Source organism: Acidithiobacillus sp. HP-11, assembly GCF_015100075.1.
Lineage (GTDB): Bacteria > Pseudomonadota > Gammaproteobacteria > Acidithiobacillales > Acidithiobacillaceae > Acidithiobacillus > Acidithiobacillus thiooxidans.
This window is the reverse complement of the sequence record NZ_JACKYY010000007.1, coordinates 19,390-33,872: the sequence shown is the minus strand read 5'-3', so window position 1 is coordinate 33,872 and position 14,483 is coordinate 19,390. Positions and strand designations below refer to the sequence as shown.

The window sequence follows — 14,483 nt, the reverse complement described above, 5'->3', positions numbered from 1 at the left end:
TAATAGCTGATAAGGCCACTTTGCCAGGGTGTTGCGGTTGTGCTGTGGGGATTTGAGCGTACCGAGGCATTGCAGGTTCTGGATCATTCGAACCGACATAGGATGTTTGGGGAGCTTTGCGTTATCCTATACTAAGTGAGTACTTGTACAATACATTTAAAAACAATAAAGGAGATTTATGCGAGTTGCCATCATTGGTGCAGGTATTTCCGGGCTGGGGGCCGCCTGGATATTGCGGAAAACGCATAGCGTGAGTGTTTTCGAGGCGGCGGACTACCCCGGCGGTCATACTCACACCTTGGATGTCAGCCTGCAGGGCGTTTCAGCACCTGTAGATACCGGTTTTCTGGTGTTTAACGATCGAACCTACCCGAATTTGCTGGGGCTTTTCGCGGAACTGAATGTACCCTGGACCGCCAGTGACATGTCCCTCAGTGTGCGCCTTCCTGCCCTGAATCTGGAATGGTGCGGCTCCAGTCTGAGCACGCTTTTCGCCCAGAAGCGGAATATTTTGCGTCCGGCTTTTTGGGGAATGCTCAAGGATATTTTGCGCTTCAATCGCGAGGCGTTGGCCTGGTTAAACATAAGCGATGCTGACATCACCCTGGACGAGTTTCTGCGTCGGGGAGCCTACGGGGAGTGGTTCAAAACAGCCTATCTTCTTCCCATGGCGGCAGCCATCTGGTCTTGCCCGACCGCAACCATGCTGGCTTATCCGGCGCGTTCCATTTTGCAGTTTTACCGGAATCATGGACTGTTACAGATTTTTGATCGGCCACAATGGCGGACAGTTGTTGGTGGAGGCCGTGAATACGTCCAGCGCATCACTCGACAGCTCAGCGATGTCCGTCTGAATGCGCCGGTGGAAGCATTGCATCCGGCTCCGGAAGGCGGGGTCATGGTCCAGTTTGCCGGCAATCAGAAAGAACACTTTGATCAGGTCATTTGCGCCCTGCATGGCGATCAGGCCAGAAAGTTGCTGGGTGACCATTGGCCAGAACAAAGCGCGGCGCTGGCGCAGTGTCAATATCAGGACAATGAAGCCTACCTGCATTGGGATGAAAGTTTTCTTCCCAAGCATCGCAAAGCTTGGGCTGCCTGGAATTTTCATGAAGAAGGGGTTGCCGACGCCCGGCGTTCGGTAGCTGTCACCTATTTGATCAATCAGTTGCAACCTCTGCCCTTCAAGACGCCGGTTATGGTTACTTTGAACCCGCAGCGCGTACCGGATCCGCAAAAAACCTGGGCACAGTTTCATTATGCCCATCCGGTATTTGATCATGGGGCATTGGCTGGCCAGGAGGCCGTGCGTCGTCTGCAGGGTCGAGATGGCTTATGGTTTTGTGGTGCCTGGCTGGGCCATGGTTTTCATGAAGACGGTTTGCGCAGTGCCGTCGAAGTCGCCAATGACATGGGTATTCGCGCTACCTGGCAAGAGCAGGCAAGTCCTGCCACTGAACCCCGGATGGAAACATGGCCACAACAAGTTCTACGCTGAAGGGCGGGCTTCTGCTGGGCCGCGTCATGCATCGTCGCCTGCAGCCGTTGCGACGCGCATTTCATTACCGGACCTTCAGTATTTGCTTTGATCTGGATGATTTGTCGCTGCTGCAGAAAATTCTTTGCCGCTTCAGTCCCCTGCGTTTTCACAGTCGTGATCATGGCGGCCGTGATAATTCGCCACTTTCAGCCTGGATTCGCGACATTTTTGCCGAGCAGCAGATTGAAGTCAGCCGCTTTGTCCTGGTCACCTATCCCCGTCTTTGGGGGTACGTTTTTAATCCGGTCAGTTTCTGGCTGGGCCTGGACGAAGCCGGCAGACTGCGCGGCGTGCTGGCTGAGGTGAACAACACTTTCGGCGAGCACCATAGTTATTTACTGGCGCACGCAGACCGGCGCGCTATCGGCAAGGGTGACTGGCTGGTTGCCAATAAGGCTTTTCATGTATCCCCGTTTTTACCGGTAGAAGGGCAGTATCGCTTTCGCTTTCATCTCGAAGATCAAGGGTTTCAGGCAGATATTCATTATCTGGATGCGGATGGCGCGCCATGTCTCATCACGCAAATTGCGGGGCAGCGCCGTGATCTGAATATTTCCAGCATCTGGCGGGCCGTTTTGCAGCAGCCTTTCATGACCTTCTCAGTCGTTTTTTTTATTCATTGGCAGGCCATCCGACTATGGCGTGCGCACATTCGTTTTCATAAAAAACCGGAGCCCCCCCAGCAGGAGATCAGTTTATGAGTACAGCGCTTGGTAACCAAAGAATTCCTATGTCAGGACTTCCCCGCTCTGCACAAAGCTTGCTGAAGATGCTGGAAGGCATGCATTGCGGACAATTGACGCTGAAAACCCCGGAAGGGGAAATTTTGCAGTTTCAGGGGGCAGAATCGGGTATTCAAGCCGAGTGGGTGGTGAATGACTGGCGGATTTTGTCGCTGCTGGCACGGGATGGTGATATTGCTTTCGGGCGCGGTTACATGGAAGGCTTGTGGGAGAGCAGTGATCCGGTGGCATTGCTGCGTCTGGCTATTGCCAATCGTGCCATGGTCGAAAAATTCGTTGAGGGTTCATGGTTCCGGCGCTTGATATTCACCCTGCTGAACCGACTGTTGCGCGCCAATACCCGGCGCGGTAGCCGCAAGAATATTTCGTTTCACTACGACCTGGGCAATGAATTTTACCAGCTCTGGTTGGATTCGAGTATGACGTATTCCAGTGCCTTGTATGATGGTGACGATTCCCTGACGCTGACTGACGCCCAGGAAAGAAAATATGCACGGGCGCTCAGTGCCCTGAATTTGGCCCCTGGATCAAGACTTCTGGAAATAGGCTGTGGTTGGGGTGGATTTGCCGAATATGCAGCGCGTTGCGGGTTTTTTGTGCATGGTATTACCCTGTCAAAAGAGCAGTTGGCTTATGCGAAAGAGCGGCTTGAAAAACAGGGGCTCAGTCATTTAACGGAATTTTCCCTGATGGATTATCGGGATTTACAGGGTCGTTATGATGGAATTGTCTCCATCGAAATGCTCGAGGCGGTGGGTGCTGAATGGTGGTCCATTTATTTTCAGCAAATTCACCAGCTGCTGCGCAGAGGCGGACGGGCGCTGATCCAGAGTATTACCATCGCCGATGCGCGTTTTTCGGCCTATCAGAGAAGTTCTGATTTTATCCGTCATTATGTGTTTCCAGGCGGGATGCTCCCTTCTCCGGCCCGGCTGCAGGAAGAAATATCTACAGCCGGTTTGCAATTGCTCGAACGCAAAGATTTTGGTCAGGACTACGCCAGGACTTTGCGCATTTGGCGTCATCGTTTTGATATTCAGGAAGAGGCCGTTAAAAGCCTCGGTTATGACTCGGTATTCTGCAAAATGTGGCGCTTTTATCTGGTTTATTGCGAAGCCGGTTTTGCGGAAGGAGAAATTGATCTGACCCAGGTAACCCTGACTCATGGCTAAGCTACTGACTATTTTCTGTTTGCTTTTGATGAGCCCGTTCGCTTGGTCTGCAGCGCCCAAGGTGCCATTGCCGGCAGCGGTAAAAACGGCGGCTCCGGATTTGCATTTGCTGGGTGCGGGACATCTGAACTGGCTTTTTTTCAGTGTTTATAACGCGGCGTTGTGGATCAGCGGCGATCAGTACACACCCACCCGGACTTTTGCCTTGGGCATTGACTATGAGCGCAGTTTCAGCAGCCACGAGCTGGTCAAGACTTCGCTCAAGGAAATGCGGCGACTGGATGATCTGGATGCCGCTCAGTTGGCAAAATATCGGACTGACCTCCAGCATGCATTCCCGGATGTGCAATCCGGTGATCAGATTGTCGGCTTGTGTATGCCCGGGAAATACACGGCATTTTATTATAATGGCGTGCTCCATAGCAAAATTGATGACCCGCAATTTTGTCCGGACTTTTTTGCCATCTGGTTGAGTCCCCATACCCAGGTACCGGGTTTGCGCAAAAAGCTTTTGGACCTGCATGAATAAGCAGGACAGGCCCTCCCTGAAAATGCTCCTGCTTTACGCTCCGCTGGGAATGCCTTTGGCATTTGGTGCCTTGCCTGTATATCTGTTAATACCCCATTTATATGCCACGGATTTTGGGATGTCCCTGAGTTTGCTGGGGGTAATTTTGTTGGCAGTCCGCTTGCTGGATGCCGTGCAGGATCCCTTGATCGGGCTTTGGAGTGATCGCTGGGCAGAACAGCACCGGGGGCGGCGTCTGCTGATTCTTCTGGGTATTCCCGGAATGATTCTGGGTTTTTATCTGCTGTTCAATCCGCTGGCAGGCATGATCTGGTTGAGTCTGAGCTTGTCTCTCATTGTTTTTTATATATTTTTCAGTGTCAGTAGTGTCAATTATCAGGCCTTGGGTGCAGAACTCTCCCATGACTACAATGGCCGGACCTGGCTGACGACCAGCCGCGAGGCTGGTGCATTAATTGGGGTGTTACTTGCAGCCGCATTACCCGACCTGTTGATGAAGCATTTTGGGCGTCATCATGGTCTGGAAATTTTTGCGGGTATTTTTGCGATGTTGCTCATTCTGGCCGTAATGCCTTTGCAAAGGCGCAGTATGCAGCGCCCGGTGGTCGGCGAGAAAACGCCGTGGTGGGCATTTTTTTCCGCGTTGCGACGTAAGTCATTACGGCACTTGCTGATTATTTATACCTTGTCGCAGTCTGCCAATGCCGTAGCTGGAACCCTGTTTTTCTTTTTTGTGGATGAAATTCTTGGTGCGCATCAATTGGCTCCCTTATTTCTACTGGCCTACTTTCTTTCGGGCGCATTGGGAATGCCTTTATGGTTGTGGTTATCCAGTCATTTCAGTAAGAGTCTGGCCTGGCGCCTTTCCATGTTCATTGCCACCCTGGCATTTTTCTGTGCTTTTTTTCTACGCAGCGGTGATGTCTGGGGCTACGCGCTGATTTGTGTATTTACCGGTTTGACTCTCGGGGCAGATCAGGCCCTGCCGCCCAGTCTTCTGGCAGATCACAGTGATCAGGACAGTCGCAGTCGACCGGGAAATTATTTCGGGTTGTTGAATTGGGTGGGCAAAGCCGCTACAGCCTTGGGCGCCGGTTTGATATTGCCACTTTTGCAGGCTCTCGGTTATTCCTCAGGGAAAGATCTTTGGGCCTTGTCTTTTTGTTATGCCGTGATTCCGGCGCTGACCAAAATCATCGCCATTATTTTGATGGGCTATTGGTCGGTAGAAGGTCGGGAGTTACGTTTTTCTGGTTCCATATCTGGGAGGGTATCATGAATACAGTACATAAAGTTTTGGGCTTGTCTTTGGTGATGGCGCTGGCTGGTTGTGCCACTCAGCCGCAGGAATACGCACAAAGCCATCCTAAATTTGATTTGAAGACGTTTTTTAATGGCCCCTTGATGGCCCAGGGCGTTTTTGAAAATCGTTCAGGTAAGGTCGTCAATCGTTTTGTGGTGCGCATGATGGGCTCCTGGCAGGGGAATCAGGGAACTCTGGTGGAAAACTTCACCTATTTTGATGCTGCCGGTAAAAAGACCTATCAACAGCGGGTCTGGCATCTTACTGAAACCAGTACACATCACTTTGTTGGCAGTGCTGAAGGTTCGGCCTGTGATGTCAAAAAGGCTTCTGGTGATGCCTTCGGATTTGCCCTGCACTGGTCCTACGATGTGCGTCAGCCGGTCGGTAAAAGCTTTTACAATCTGCACGCCAATGACTGGATGTACATGATCACTCCCGATACGGTCATGGATCACACTGACGTCACCTGGTATGGATTCCATGCCGGCAACATCTTTCTGGAGATGCATAAATTGCCGGATACGGCGGCTAATCGGGAAAAAGTCGCCGCAATTAAATAGTTTTATTCATCAACAAGTTCAACCAGTTGCTGCAATTTCTGGGGTTTGAAGCGGGCCCATAGCAAACCCCAGATAAATACCAATAGCACGAGTAGCACAAACAGCACCGTGGCAGCACCTTCTCCGCCGGCAGGTAAGGGCCATAAACTGACTTCCAGTACTTTGAGCAGCAGCGGCAGGGAAATGACGGCGATGATAAGGCTGAACCAGCGCCAGACATGTTTTTGTCGAAATAAATACAGAGGCGTAGCAATATTGGCGAGGCTGTAAATCAACAAAAAAGCCAATCCGGTAAATGTGCCAAAAGTCCCGACCACGGACAAAATGGAAAAATGGCCCACGCTCACCACCACTATACTGAACAGAACCAGCATAGCGAGGAGACCCAGGGCGCGGGTAGGGGTCCCATGCGAGGGGTGCCGGAAATGCAAATACTGACTGATGACTTGATGTCCCGCCATGCTGAATAAAATGCGGGAAATACTATTCAGGGTGGCGATGGTCGCTGAAAAAGCAGCAGTAGCCATGGCCAGATCCGAAAAAATGCCCAGCCAGGGCCTGCCAATAGCCTCGGCAATCCGGTTGAGAGGAGCAGGGCTGTTACCAATGGCGGTGGGGATGTGGGCAAAGGCCAGAATTTCAATGTAGGCCATAGCCACAAAAAACAAGCCGACCATCCCCACGGAAAAGAGCATGACCTTGGGAATAGCCGTGCGCGCAGCCCGGGTTTCCCCGGCAAGGTTTCCGGCTGTTTCAAAACCGCCGTAAGCCAGCAGGGATAATATTAAAGCCTGGGTAAACGGGCTTTGCTGCAGTTGCGCAAAATGCCATTGAGCCGGATCCCGCCAGCCAAAATGTCCCAGCGTAAATGCGGCAATCAGCACAATGCAGGCGATGGAAAAAATTTCCACCCAAAGTCCCCAGCGGGCGGAAATTTCAATGCCGCGCCGCGCCAGTCTCCAGGCAATCAGCAGGTATACAAAAGCAATAAGCGCAATCCAGCCGATGCCGTGAATGGGCCAGAAAAAGGCCAGGGCCTGCTCCAGAAACAGGCCTCCTAACAGGGGCGCAGCTGCCAGGGCACCAAAATATCCGGCAATCATGACAAAGCCCGCCAGCATCCCGGCTATGGGGTGCAAGGCTTTGCTCAGATAAAAAAACAAGGAGCCCGGAGAAGGGAAATGCCGTGCCAAAATACCAATTTGCAGGGCGACCAGCATCATCAGGATGCCTATGACGCTATAGGCCAGCCAGGTAAAATTGCCACTGTGCACCGCCACCAGGGAAATGGTAACGGCGGGCATTGCCGAGGGGGTAATGTTGGCGACCGCATGGCCCCAAATTTCACTGGGGCTGACGGACTTGGAGCTGGAGTGCATAAATCGGGATACCCATTATTCTGACTGTAGTGAAAAATTATAAGGGGATGGCCCTATGAAAGCGATGAGAGCGTTAGTCCGGCCAGTGTGAATACAGCCAGCGCCGACTGGGCTTGCCCTGCGGCACTGGCGCATCGTCCCAGAACCGTGCCGCTGGAATGCACAGCAGATAGGGCTCTTGCCATTGTTTGCGTAATGTAGAGACCTGCTCGCCGGGTACTTTTGCAACGGCGGTCAGGTGCCGTGCTCCTGGCGCGCCAATGATAATGCTTTCGGCCTCTGGATACTGGTCCGTCAACCGGGCTTCCTCCGCTTCAGGACGGATGCTGTGGCCATTTGCCAGACTGAATCCCCCATCTTCACGGCCGCACCAAAACAAGCAGCCGTCAGGATCCTGGCTGACTTCATCGCCACTGTTGATCCAGCCCTGATCATCCTGAATGTTTTGCCAACCCGACGCGGACAGGCGGGCATCAGCTTGCCCGGGTGAATGATAATGGAGGGTTTCGCCACGCAACGCATATTCCACCAGGGAATGTCCCAGGATAAATGGCTGAAACTCTCCGGGAGGCCCCAGCGTGATTCCCGGCCCGGCCTCGCTTTGTCCATAACCCACCCGCAGCGCAGTGCCCTGGAGTTGATTGGCAAGGACTTTACCAATGGGGGCTCCGCCAATGATGCCACCTTGTAAGCTATGCAAGAATTTTGGGGTAAGCAGGCGTGCTATACGCGGAACCGTCAAGAGATGGGTGCAGTCCCGGGGGGGATGGCGAGCGCGCTGTGCTTCTACCTGAATAACACTACCTGCCATGCAGGCGGGCAGTAATTCCAGCACACCCGCAAAGGCATGGGCCCAGGGTAGGGTGTTCCAGAGCAGGCTATCGGCGCTGAGTTGCAGTGCCGGTAAATGGGTGGCAACCTGCCAATCTAACGCTGCAAAGCTGAGTCGGTAAGCATTTCCGGAACCCATACTGCCCGAGCTCCACAAAATCAGGGCCGCATCCTGATCGTCATGGATGCCACCTTCCTGAACTTCTTCCTGAACACGATCTGATGAGTAATGTATCCAAAGTGCGGGCTGGAGCAGTTGCAGGCGGCGCTGGATTTCCAATGGGTGCAGGGTAGGGACGGGGCAGAATGTCCAGTCACCCATCCAGCAGGCCAGCATATAGGCCAAATATGCGGGACTGTTGGGCAGGCTGACTGCAATTCTGCTTCCGGGGATGATTTTGGCGCGGCGCCAGCGGGTTTTGATACGGGCGGCTCTGGCCCAGAGCGACTGTCCCGGCCAGGCATGGGTATTACCATTCCGGTGCCAATCCAGTGCAAAACCCTGATGCAGACCTTCTGCCAGTTGATGCAGAAATTTATGGCGACCTGACAAGTTCAGGACACCAGATCCAAATTCATTTGCCTTAACAACAAGTGCAGCTGGTTACGAAAATCTTCGGGAATGTCACTTTCAATGTGCTGGATTTCCCGGTCAACCATTTGTAAAAGCGCAATTTGCTGCTCGTTCAGGAAATGACCGCCATCCTGCTGAAAGGCGTTGTTCAGCATTTGCCACAGGCTGTTCAGGCAGACCAGGTAAAGTTGCCGTTGTTCCTGATGTATCTCGGGCAGATCTATCAGCGCTTGCAGCAGTTCATCGGCATACGCCAGAAACTGGGTAATGACTTGGTTTTCCGCAGGAATCTGCATCAGCCCAGATCCTCGTACAACTGAATAATGCGATCAATAAAAATAAAAAAAAGCGGACTTTTACGCATATCGTAAAACATGTGCACATGGGCAGAGATAGGGCGGATACGATAGGTGAACGTATAGTAAAAATGCGCGTCCAGAGACCCCTCCTGAATACCTTGGCGGAATCTTCCACGAAACAGGCGGCTGGCTGTGCAGGGTGCGACTTCCGTGAAAAAATTACGCCCCAGAACTTCGTCCGCAGACAAACCACTGAGCCGCGCCTCTGCTGCGTTAAAAATTTTTACCTGAGCGTGACTGTCCAGAGCAATGATGCCAAAACTCTGCCGGTCAGCCATTTGCGCATTGATCTGGTCGGGGTTGTTCAGGATGGCATCTGCAACAAAATTGTGGGCTAACATTCACGTTCCTTGGACAAAGACACAATAACAGGCAGAACAGATTCTGTGCCATGATGTTGTCAGGCAGCGGGGTGACCGCCAGAATCCTCTCAACTCATGGGCTTTCCTGATCATTTATGGGACGATACATCCAGTCAATGTGTGCAGGAACCTGAGCGACAATGATAAAATAGATTGCTGTTCAGGGTCCATATGTCAATAAGGCGTCATATACAAAAAGGGAACGGTTGTGGATATCAGCACGGATGAAACAGAAGTATCGCAATTTCCAATCAGTGTGGTTGAGCAGGAAACCGGTATTTCAAAAGAGTTACTGCGCATGTGGGAACGGCGATACGCCTTTCCGGTGCCGGGTCGGGATGCGGCAGGTAACCGTCTGTATAGTCGTGCGCAGATTGAGCGGTTGCACCGGATTAATCAATTACTGGCAGCAGGGTATCGGCCGGGTGCTGTGGTGGGTGCCGATGCGCAGAAAATCGACAACCTGTTGGCTGAAATTCCTGCGCAGCACTCTGCACCCCGCGAAGATCCTGCCGTGCTGGCAGAAGCGCTCAATATGCTGGCCTCCGATCGTCCCGAGCAGTTGCGTAGTTACATGCGCCGCCAGCTGCAGCAGGAAGGACTCCCCCGCTTTGTGCTGCAGGTCGCCGCGCCTTTGCTGCAGCGCGTCGCTCGCGCCCGAATGATGGGTGAAATAAAGGCTTATCGGGAGGGCTGCCTTCAGGAACTGCTGATGGAATGTCTTTATGTCGCGACCAGCCAGTTGCCGGGTGGTGAAACCCGCCTGCGGGTTTTGCTGGCGAGTTTTCCCGGAGAAGGCCGCACGCTGGAATTGCAGATGACCCGCGCCCTGCTGATGGGTGAGGGCGTGGATGTTTTGTTCATTGGTTCGGAGCCCGAAGTGGATGATTTGATTGCGGCGGCAGAAGCCTGTCATGTGCAGGTGATTCATCTGGCGGTATCTGCAGCTTCAGTCAATGCGCAGAATCGCCAGCTATTACATGACTTGCAACAACGCATGCCTGCAGGAGTCAGCTTATGGTTGGGGGGTAGTGGTTGCCAGGAGCTGGGAGCTGCAAAGGATGAACCCTGTTTTGTGCGCTTGCAGGATATGTTGAAAGCCATTCGCGAATGGGCCTGAACATTCCTTGGAAGTGACTAACATTTGTTTACTACAAATGATTGACAAAGTTGTGGGTGTGGTCTAAATTTCAATCGTTGATTGAATTCCAGGAGCGTGTCATGGCAAACACCGATTCAGTACTGGTAGTAGGAGCGGGTCCCGCAGGTCTTTCAGCAGCAGCAACCATTGCCTCCATGGGTAAAAAAGCCGTCATCGTCGAGAAAGAAGATGTTCTGGGTGGAGCCCCCATCATTTCCGGCTATGCGCGTCTGGTCCCCTCGGGTGAATGGGCCAAGGACGCCATCGGTCGTATGGTAAGTCGAGTCACCGGCAATAAAGATGTGGCGATTCATACTTCAACAAAAGTAACCCGGTTTGAAGGTGAAGCAGGCAATTTTACGGCGACTTTGAGTTCCGGTGAGAAAGTAGATGCGGGTGCGGTGGTTCTGGCCACCGGGTTTACGCATTTTGACTCTATAAATAAACCTGAATGGGGGTTCGGTACCTATGAGGACGTGCTGACCACAACCCAGATGGAACAGATGGTCGCAACCGGACAAATTCGTTGTCCCTCGGATGGAAGAGTTCCGGAGCGGGTCGCGATATTGTTGTGCGTAGGTTCTCGCGACCGCCAGATCGGCAGAGAGTGGTGTTCCAAGATCTGCTGCACGGTGTCGACTAATCTGGCTATGGAAATCAAGGAGATGTCACCGACCACCGATGTGTTCATCTATTATATGGACATTCGTACCTTCGGTCTTTACGAGGACAAGTTCTACTGGAAAAGCCAGGAAGAATTCAAAACCAAGTTCGTCAAGGCTCGTATTGCCGAAGTAACGAAATCTCCGGATGGACGCTTACTGGTCAAAGGCGAAGATACCCTGGTTAAACGTCCTATTGTTATTCCCATGGACATGGTAGTGCACGCTATTGGCATGGATCCTAATGCACTGAATCCTGAAATTGCCAAAGTGTTTGGTATCGGTCTTGAGAAGCACGGCTTTATTGATCGCGCCGAGCAATATACCAACACTCAAGGAACAACCCGCAGGGGCATTTATGTTTGTGGCGCAGCTACAGGTCCTGAAACCATTGATGATTCAATGGCACAAGGCCAGTCTGCGGGTGCCCGGGCGGTAGCTGATTTGTATCAATTACTGGCGGCCTCTGCCTGATTTTCCTTTATTTTTGAGTTTTCTCCAGTTGTGAATTCTGGTGGCCTTGAGGGATGCTATGCATCCCTCTTTTTTGCTGTATAAAGATGTTTAAACAGTATTCACAAATTCCAGTGACAGGCGCGCTATGAAACAATACGAATCATCACTTCCGGTATTTCATATCAATCAATTTTTTAATGGTCCTGCGGTGGCTACGGGAGTTTTCCAAGACCGCTCGGGTAAGGTGGTCAATCGCTTTATCATGTATTTATTGGGGACGTGGCAGACTGATTCTGTCGGTTCCCTGAGCGAAAAATTTCTGTTTCTGGATAATGACGGTAAGGCCAGTCACGCTGAGCGTTTGTGGCAATTGCAGGTAACTGGTGCCCATAAATTTACCGCCACTGCACAAGGTTCTGCAGGGGATATTGTGGGGCTTGCTCAGGGAGAAGCCGAAGGCTTTGCCATGCGCTGGCGATATACGGTAAGGCAACCGGTGGGTAAACGGTTTTTCAATTTGCGGGTGGACGACTGGATGTATTTGATTGATAAAGATCATGTTGTTAACCGGAGCAAAATGCGCTTTTTAGGCTTTTTTGTGGGTGACGTGAGTATAGAAATCCATCGCTTGGCGGATACGCCAGAAAATCGTAAAACTATGCTGCAGTTACCGCGTGTGGGCGATGCGGTGCCCGTATGAGCGATAAGTCCTATTGTCAGGGTAAACGTTGCTGGTTGATCGGGGCCAGTACGGGAATCGGTGCTGCCTGCGCCGCAGCACTGAATGCCCAAGGTGCCCGGCTGGCGCTGACGGCGCGCAATCCAGCCAAGCTTGCGGACTTGGCCGCCAAGCTGGGTAACGATAACACCCTGGTTTGCCCCGCCGATGTGACGACTCCGGATGAACTACACAAAGCCTATACAGATATTCGCGAACAATGGGGTGGTCTGGATGTGCTGATGTTTCTTGCCGGCACCTATCAGGCCGCACGGAGCTGGGAACTTAACCCGGACCAGGCCCGTCAGGCCATCAGTACCAATTATCTGGGCGCGGTAGATGCGGTACATACGGTACTTGCCGATTGGCTCGCGGCCGGACAGGGGCAGATCGTCCTGACCTCCAGCGTTGCTGGTCTGCGTGGTTTGCCCCAGTCATTATATTACGGACCCAGCAAGGCGGCACTGACCCATTTCGCCGAAGTCCTGCATCTGGATCTGGAACCCAAGGGGATCAAGGTTCAGGTCATTCATCCCGGTTTTGTTGCAACGCCCCTGACTGCGCACAACGACTTTCCCATGCCCAATTTAATCAGCCCCGAACAGGCAGCCACGGAAATTCTGGCGGGTATGGAAAGCAGCGCGTTTGAAATTCACTTTCCCCGCGCCTTTACCCGCAAGCTCAAATTTCTGCGCTGCCTGCCCTATCGCTGGTATTTTTCGTTGATTCATCGTTTTACGGGGCTGTAGAAAAACGGCGTCAAAAGCCAAGGACCAGCAAAAGCCCTTCATCAACAATGACGGTTGAAATGTTGCAACCGGCCAAAGCCAACCAGTAATCCCCACTTATCCCGCACACCCATTTCCGGCTATCATGTCGCCACCAAAGCACCAGAAGTGTCCCAACAACATCAGAGGTCAGGAAGCGTGACAGAAACCATCAGCCGCAGTGATCGCGGTAAAAAGAATATGCGGGTGACCCTGATGGGGGCAGGGACCAATTTGGTGCTGTTTTTTACCAAATTGGCGGGGGGCATTTTCGGCCACTCCGATGCTTTGGTGGCCGATGCGGTGCATTCTTTATCTGATCTGCTTTCGGATTTGGGCCTGATTCTGGCCATGCATTTCAGCAGCCAGCCGCCGGATCAGGAACATCCATACGGGCATGAGCGTTTCGAGACGCTGGCGGCGCTGGGCACGGGTACGCTGCTGGCGCTGAATGGCACGGGTATTGGCTATGAGGCTGTGCAACGTCTGGTGATTGGACATTACGGGATGCCTGCGGTCTGGACTTTGTATATTGCCGCCTTTGCCATTTTCGCCAAGGAAACCCTCTATCAGATTACCATTCGGGTGGCGCGTAAAACCCGCTCGGCAGCGTTACGGGCCAATGCCTGGGATCATCGTACCGATGCGATTTCCAGCGTCATTGTGTTGATTGGTATTGGCGGAAGCCTTCTGGGTGCCCCTTATCTGGATTCGGTGGTGGCTCTGATTGTGGCCTTGATGGTGCTGCGCATTGGCCTGGTGACCGCCTGGGAGGCATTGCAGGAACTGGCAGACCGGGGGCTGGACGATGCAGTTTTGGCGCAAATTCGCGAGGTGATTCTGGGTTGCGAAGGTGTGCGCGACCTGCACCTGCTCAAGACACGCAAGGTCGGGCATCAGGCTCTGGCTGAGGTGCATTTGCAGGTAACCAATCCGCTGCTCAGTGTCTCCGAGGGGCACCAGATTGCCGAGCGGGTGCGTATGTCCCTGTTGCAGGCGGTAGATGATCTGGTGGACGCCACCATTCATATTGATAGTGAAAATGACGAAGAGGGTGGTGCGGTGCTGCCGCCGCGCAGTGTCATTGATGAAAAGGTAGAATCCGTATTGCTGGCCCGTAATTTGCCTTTACCTCAACAAATGACCTTGCATTATCTGAAAGATGGTGTGGTGATTTGCCTGCGTTATCCTTTTCCGCCTGCGGCGAGTCTGGAGAGTCTGCAAGCACAGGAAAAACAGATTCAGGAAGCCTTGCAGGGAAAGGTTTCCGGCCTGCAGCGGGTAGATGTCGCCTGGCAGACGTCTGCCACGGAGAAGGAATGAGCGGTTGTGCACAATGTTGGTGCAAAGCGTTTGATTGCACTGTTATGGGGTGCTAATTTGG

At 52.6% G+C, this 14,483-nt stretch carries 14 protein-coding genes and 1 pseudogene; 11 read left to right on the top strand and 4 right to left on the bottom strand.

Going from position 1 to position 14,483, the window contains the following annotated elements; all coding sequences use genetic code 11:
- Positions 1-178: 178 nt before the first annotated feature.
- The 6 genes from H7F08_RS03700 to H7F08_RS03675 are packed head-to-tail and all read left to right on the top strand — an operon-like array spanning position 179 to position 5,850.
- The gene (locus H7F08_RS03700; RefSeq protein WP_193639899.1) at positions 179-1,498 is read left to right on the top strand and encodes an NAD(P)/FAD-dependent oxidoreductase; all 1,320 of its coding nucleotides are present in this window, start codon (positions 179-181) and stop codon (positions 1,496-1,498) included.
- On the top strand, positions 1,474-2,241 hold the full coding sequence (locus H7F08_RS03695) for a DUF1365 domain-containing protein (protein WP_193639898.1): 768 nt from the start codon (positions 1,474-1,476) through the stop codon (positions 2,239-2,241). The genes H7F08_RS03700 and H7F08_RS03695 overlap by 25 nt, the downstream gene beginning before the upstream one ends.
- A complete protein-coding gene (locus H7F08_RS03690) occupies positions 2,238-3,455 on the top strand; it encodes an SAM-dependent methyltransferase (protein ID WP_051690533.1) in 1,218 nt (405 codons plus the stop codon). The genes H7F08_RS03695 and H7F08_RS03690 overlap by 4 nt, the downstream gene beginning before the upstream one ends.
- Entirely contained in the window at positions 3,448-3,984 is a 537-nt protein-coding gene (locus H7F08_RS03685) for a chalcone isomerase family protein (protein WP_024894761.1), read from the top strand. The genes H7F08_RS03690 and H7F08_RS03685 overlap by 8 nt, the downstream gene beginning before the upstream one ends.
- Positions 3,977-5,263, top strand: a complete 1,287-nt coding sequence (locus tag H7F08_RS03680) for an MFS transporter (protein WP_031571305.1) — start codon at positions 3,977-3,979, stop codon at positions 5,261-5,263. The genes H7F08_RS03685 and H7F08_RS03680 overlap by 8 nt, the downstream gene beginning before the upstream one ends.
- The gene (locus H7F08_RS03675; protein ID WP_193639897.1) at positions 5,260-5,850 is read left to right on the top strand and encodes a DUF3833 domain-containing protein; all 591 of its coding nucleotides are present in this window, start codon (positions 5,260-5,262) and stop codon (positions 5,848-5,850) included. The genes H7F08_RS03680 and H7F08_RS03675 overlap by 4 nt, the downstream gene beginning before the upstream one ends.
- Before the next feature lie 2 nt (positions 5,851-5,852).
- Here the strand turns inward: H7F08_RS03675 and H7F08_RS03670 are convergent, their stop codons facing one another.
- From H7F08_RS03670 to H7F08_RS03655, 4 genes are all read right to left on the bottom strand, one after another.
- Positions 5,853-7,229 carry an APC family permease gene (locus tag H7F08_RS03670; RefSeq protein ID WP_193639896.1) on the bottom strand — a complete coding sequence of 459 codons (1,377 nt, stop codon included), beginning with the start codon at positions 7,227-7,229 and terminating at the stop codon, positions 5,853-5,855.
- Between the two features lie 73 nt (positions 7,230-7,302).
- On the bottom strand, positions 7,303-8,613 hold the full coding sequence (locus H7F08_RS03665; RefSeq protein WP_193639895.1) for an AMP-binding protein: 1,311 nt from the start codon (positions 8,611-8,613) through the stop codon (positions 7,303-7,305).
- 2 nt (positions 8,614-8,615) lie between these two features.
- Positions 8,616-8,930, bottom strand: coding sequence for a hypothetical protein (locus H7F08_RS03660; protein WP_031571313.1), 315 nt, complete (start codon positions 8,928-8,930; stop codon positions 8,616-8,618).
- On the bottom strand, positions 8,930-9,334 hold the full coding sequence (locus H7F08_RS03655; RefSeq protein ID WP_193639894.1) for a PAS domain-containing protein: 405 nt from the start codon (positions 9,332-9,334) through the stop codon (positions 8,930-8,932). Before H7F08_RS03655 ends, H7F08_RS03660 begins: the two co-directional genes overlap by 1 nt.
- A 229-nt stretch (positions 9,335-9,563) precedes the next feature.
- Here H7F08_RS03655 and H7F08_RS03650 point away from each other — a divergent pair, with 229 nt between their 5' ends.
- The 5 genes and pseudogenes from H7F08_RS03650 (at position 9,564) to H7F08_RS03630 (ending at position 14,422) form a co-directional block, all read left to right on the top strand.
- On the top strand, positions 9,564-10,475 hold the full coding sequence (locus H7F08_RS03650) for a MerR family transcriptional regulator (protein WP_193639893.1): 912 nt from the start codon (positions 9,564-9,566) through the stop codon (positions 10,473-10,475).
- Positions 10,476-10,576: 101 nt separating this feature from the next.
- On the top strand, positions 10,577-11,632 hold the full coding sequence (locus tag H7F08_RS03645) for a CoB--CoM heterodisulfide reductase iron-sulfur subunit A family protein (protein ID WP_010642931.1): 1,056 nt from the start codon (positions 10,577-10,579) through the stop codon (positions 11,630-11,632).
- Between the two features lie 118 nt (positions 11,633-11,750).
- Positions 11,751-12,314, top strand: a pseudogene (locus H7F08_RS03640) (DUF3833 family protein); the annotation flags it as partial.
- Complete coding sequence (locus H7F08_RS03635) at positions 12,311-13,081, top strand: SDR family NAD(P)-dependent oxidoreductase (RefSeq protein ID WP_193639892.1); 771 nt, start codon at positions 12,311-12,313, stop codon at positions 13,079-13,081. The pseudogene H7F08_RS03640 and the gene H7F08_RS03635, both read left to right, overlap by 4 nt.
- Before the next feature lie 177 nt (positions 13,082-13,258).
- Positions 13,259-14,422 carry a cation diffusion facilitator family transporter gene (locus H7F08_RS03630; RefSeq protein ID WP_031571322.1) on the top strand — a complete coding sequence of 388 codons (1,164 nt, stop codon included), beginning with the start codon at positions 13,259-13,261 and terminating at the stop codon, positions 14,420-14,422.
- The last annotated feature ends 61 nt before the right edge of the window (positions 14,423-14,483 follow it).

Excerpts from the sequence above, each read along its gene's own strand:
- H7F08_RS03645 (WP_010642931.1), top strand. The coding sequence starts at position 10,577 with ATGGCAAACACCGATTCAGTACTGGTAGTAGGAGCGGGTCCCGCAGGT.
- H7F08_RS03655 (WP_193639894.1), bottom strand. The coding sequence starts at position 9,334 with ATGTTAGCCCACAATTTTGTTGCAGATGCCATCCTGAACAACCCCGAC.
- H7F08_RS03635 (WP_193639892.1), top strand. The coding sequence starts at position 12,311 with ATGAGCGATAAGTCCTATTGTCAGGGTAAACGTTGCTGGTTGATCGGG.
- H7F08_RS03700 (WP_193639899.1), top strand. The coding sequence starts at position 179 with ATGCGAGTTGCCATCATTGGTGCAGGTATTTCCGGGCTGGGGGCCGCC.
- H7F08_RS03690 (WP_051690533.1), top strand. The coding sequence starts at position 2,238 with ATGAGTACAGCGCTTGGTAACCAAAGAATTCCTATGTCAGGACTTCCC.
- H7F08_RS03695 (WP_193639898.1), top strand. The coding sequence starts at position 1,474 with ATGGCCACAACAAGTTCTACGCTGAAGGGCGGGCTTCTGCTGGGCCGC.
- H7F08_RS03660 (WP_031571313.1), bottom strand. The coding sequence starts at position 8,930 with ATGCAGATTCCTGCGGAAAACCAAGTCATTACCCAGTTTCTGGCGTAT.
- H7F08_RS03680 (WP_031571305.1), top strand. The coding sequence starts at position 3,977 with ATGAATAAGCAGGACAGGCCCTCCCTGAAAATGCTCCTGCTTTACGCT.
- H7F08_RS03685 (WP_024894761.1), top strand. The coding sequence starts at position 3,448 with ATGGCTAAGCTACTGACTATTTTCTGTTTGCTTTTGATGAGCCCGTTC.
- H7F08_RS03675 (WP_193639897.1), top strand. The coding sequence starts at position 5,260 with ATGAATACAGTACATAAAGTTTTGGGCTTGTCTTTGGTGATGGCGCTG.
- H7F08_RS03670 (WP_193639896.1), bottom strand. The coding sequence starts at position 7,229 with ATGCACTCCAGCTCCAAGTCCGTCAGCCCCAGTGAAATTTGGGGCCAT.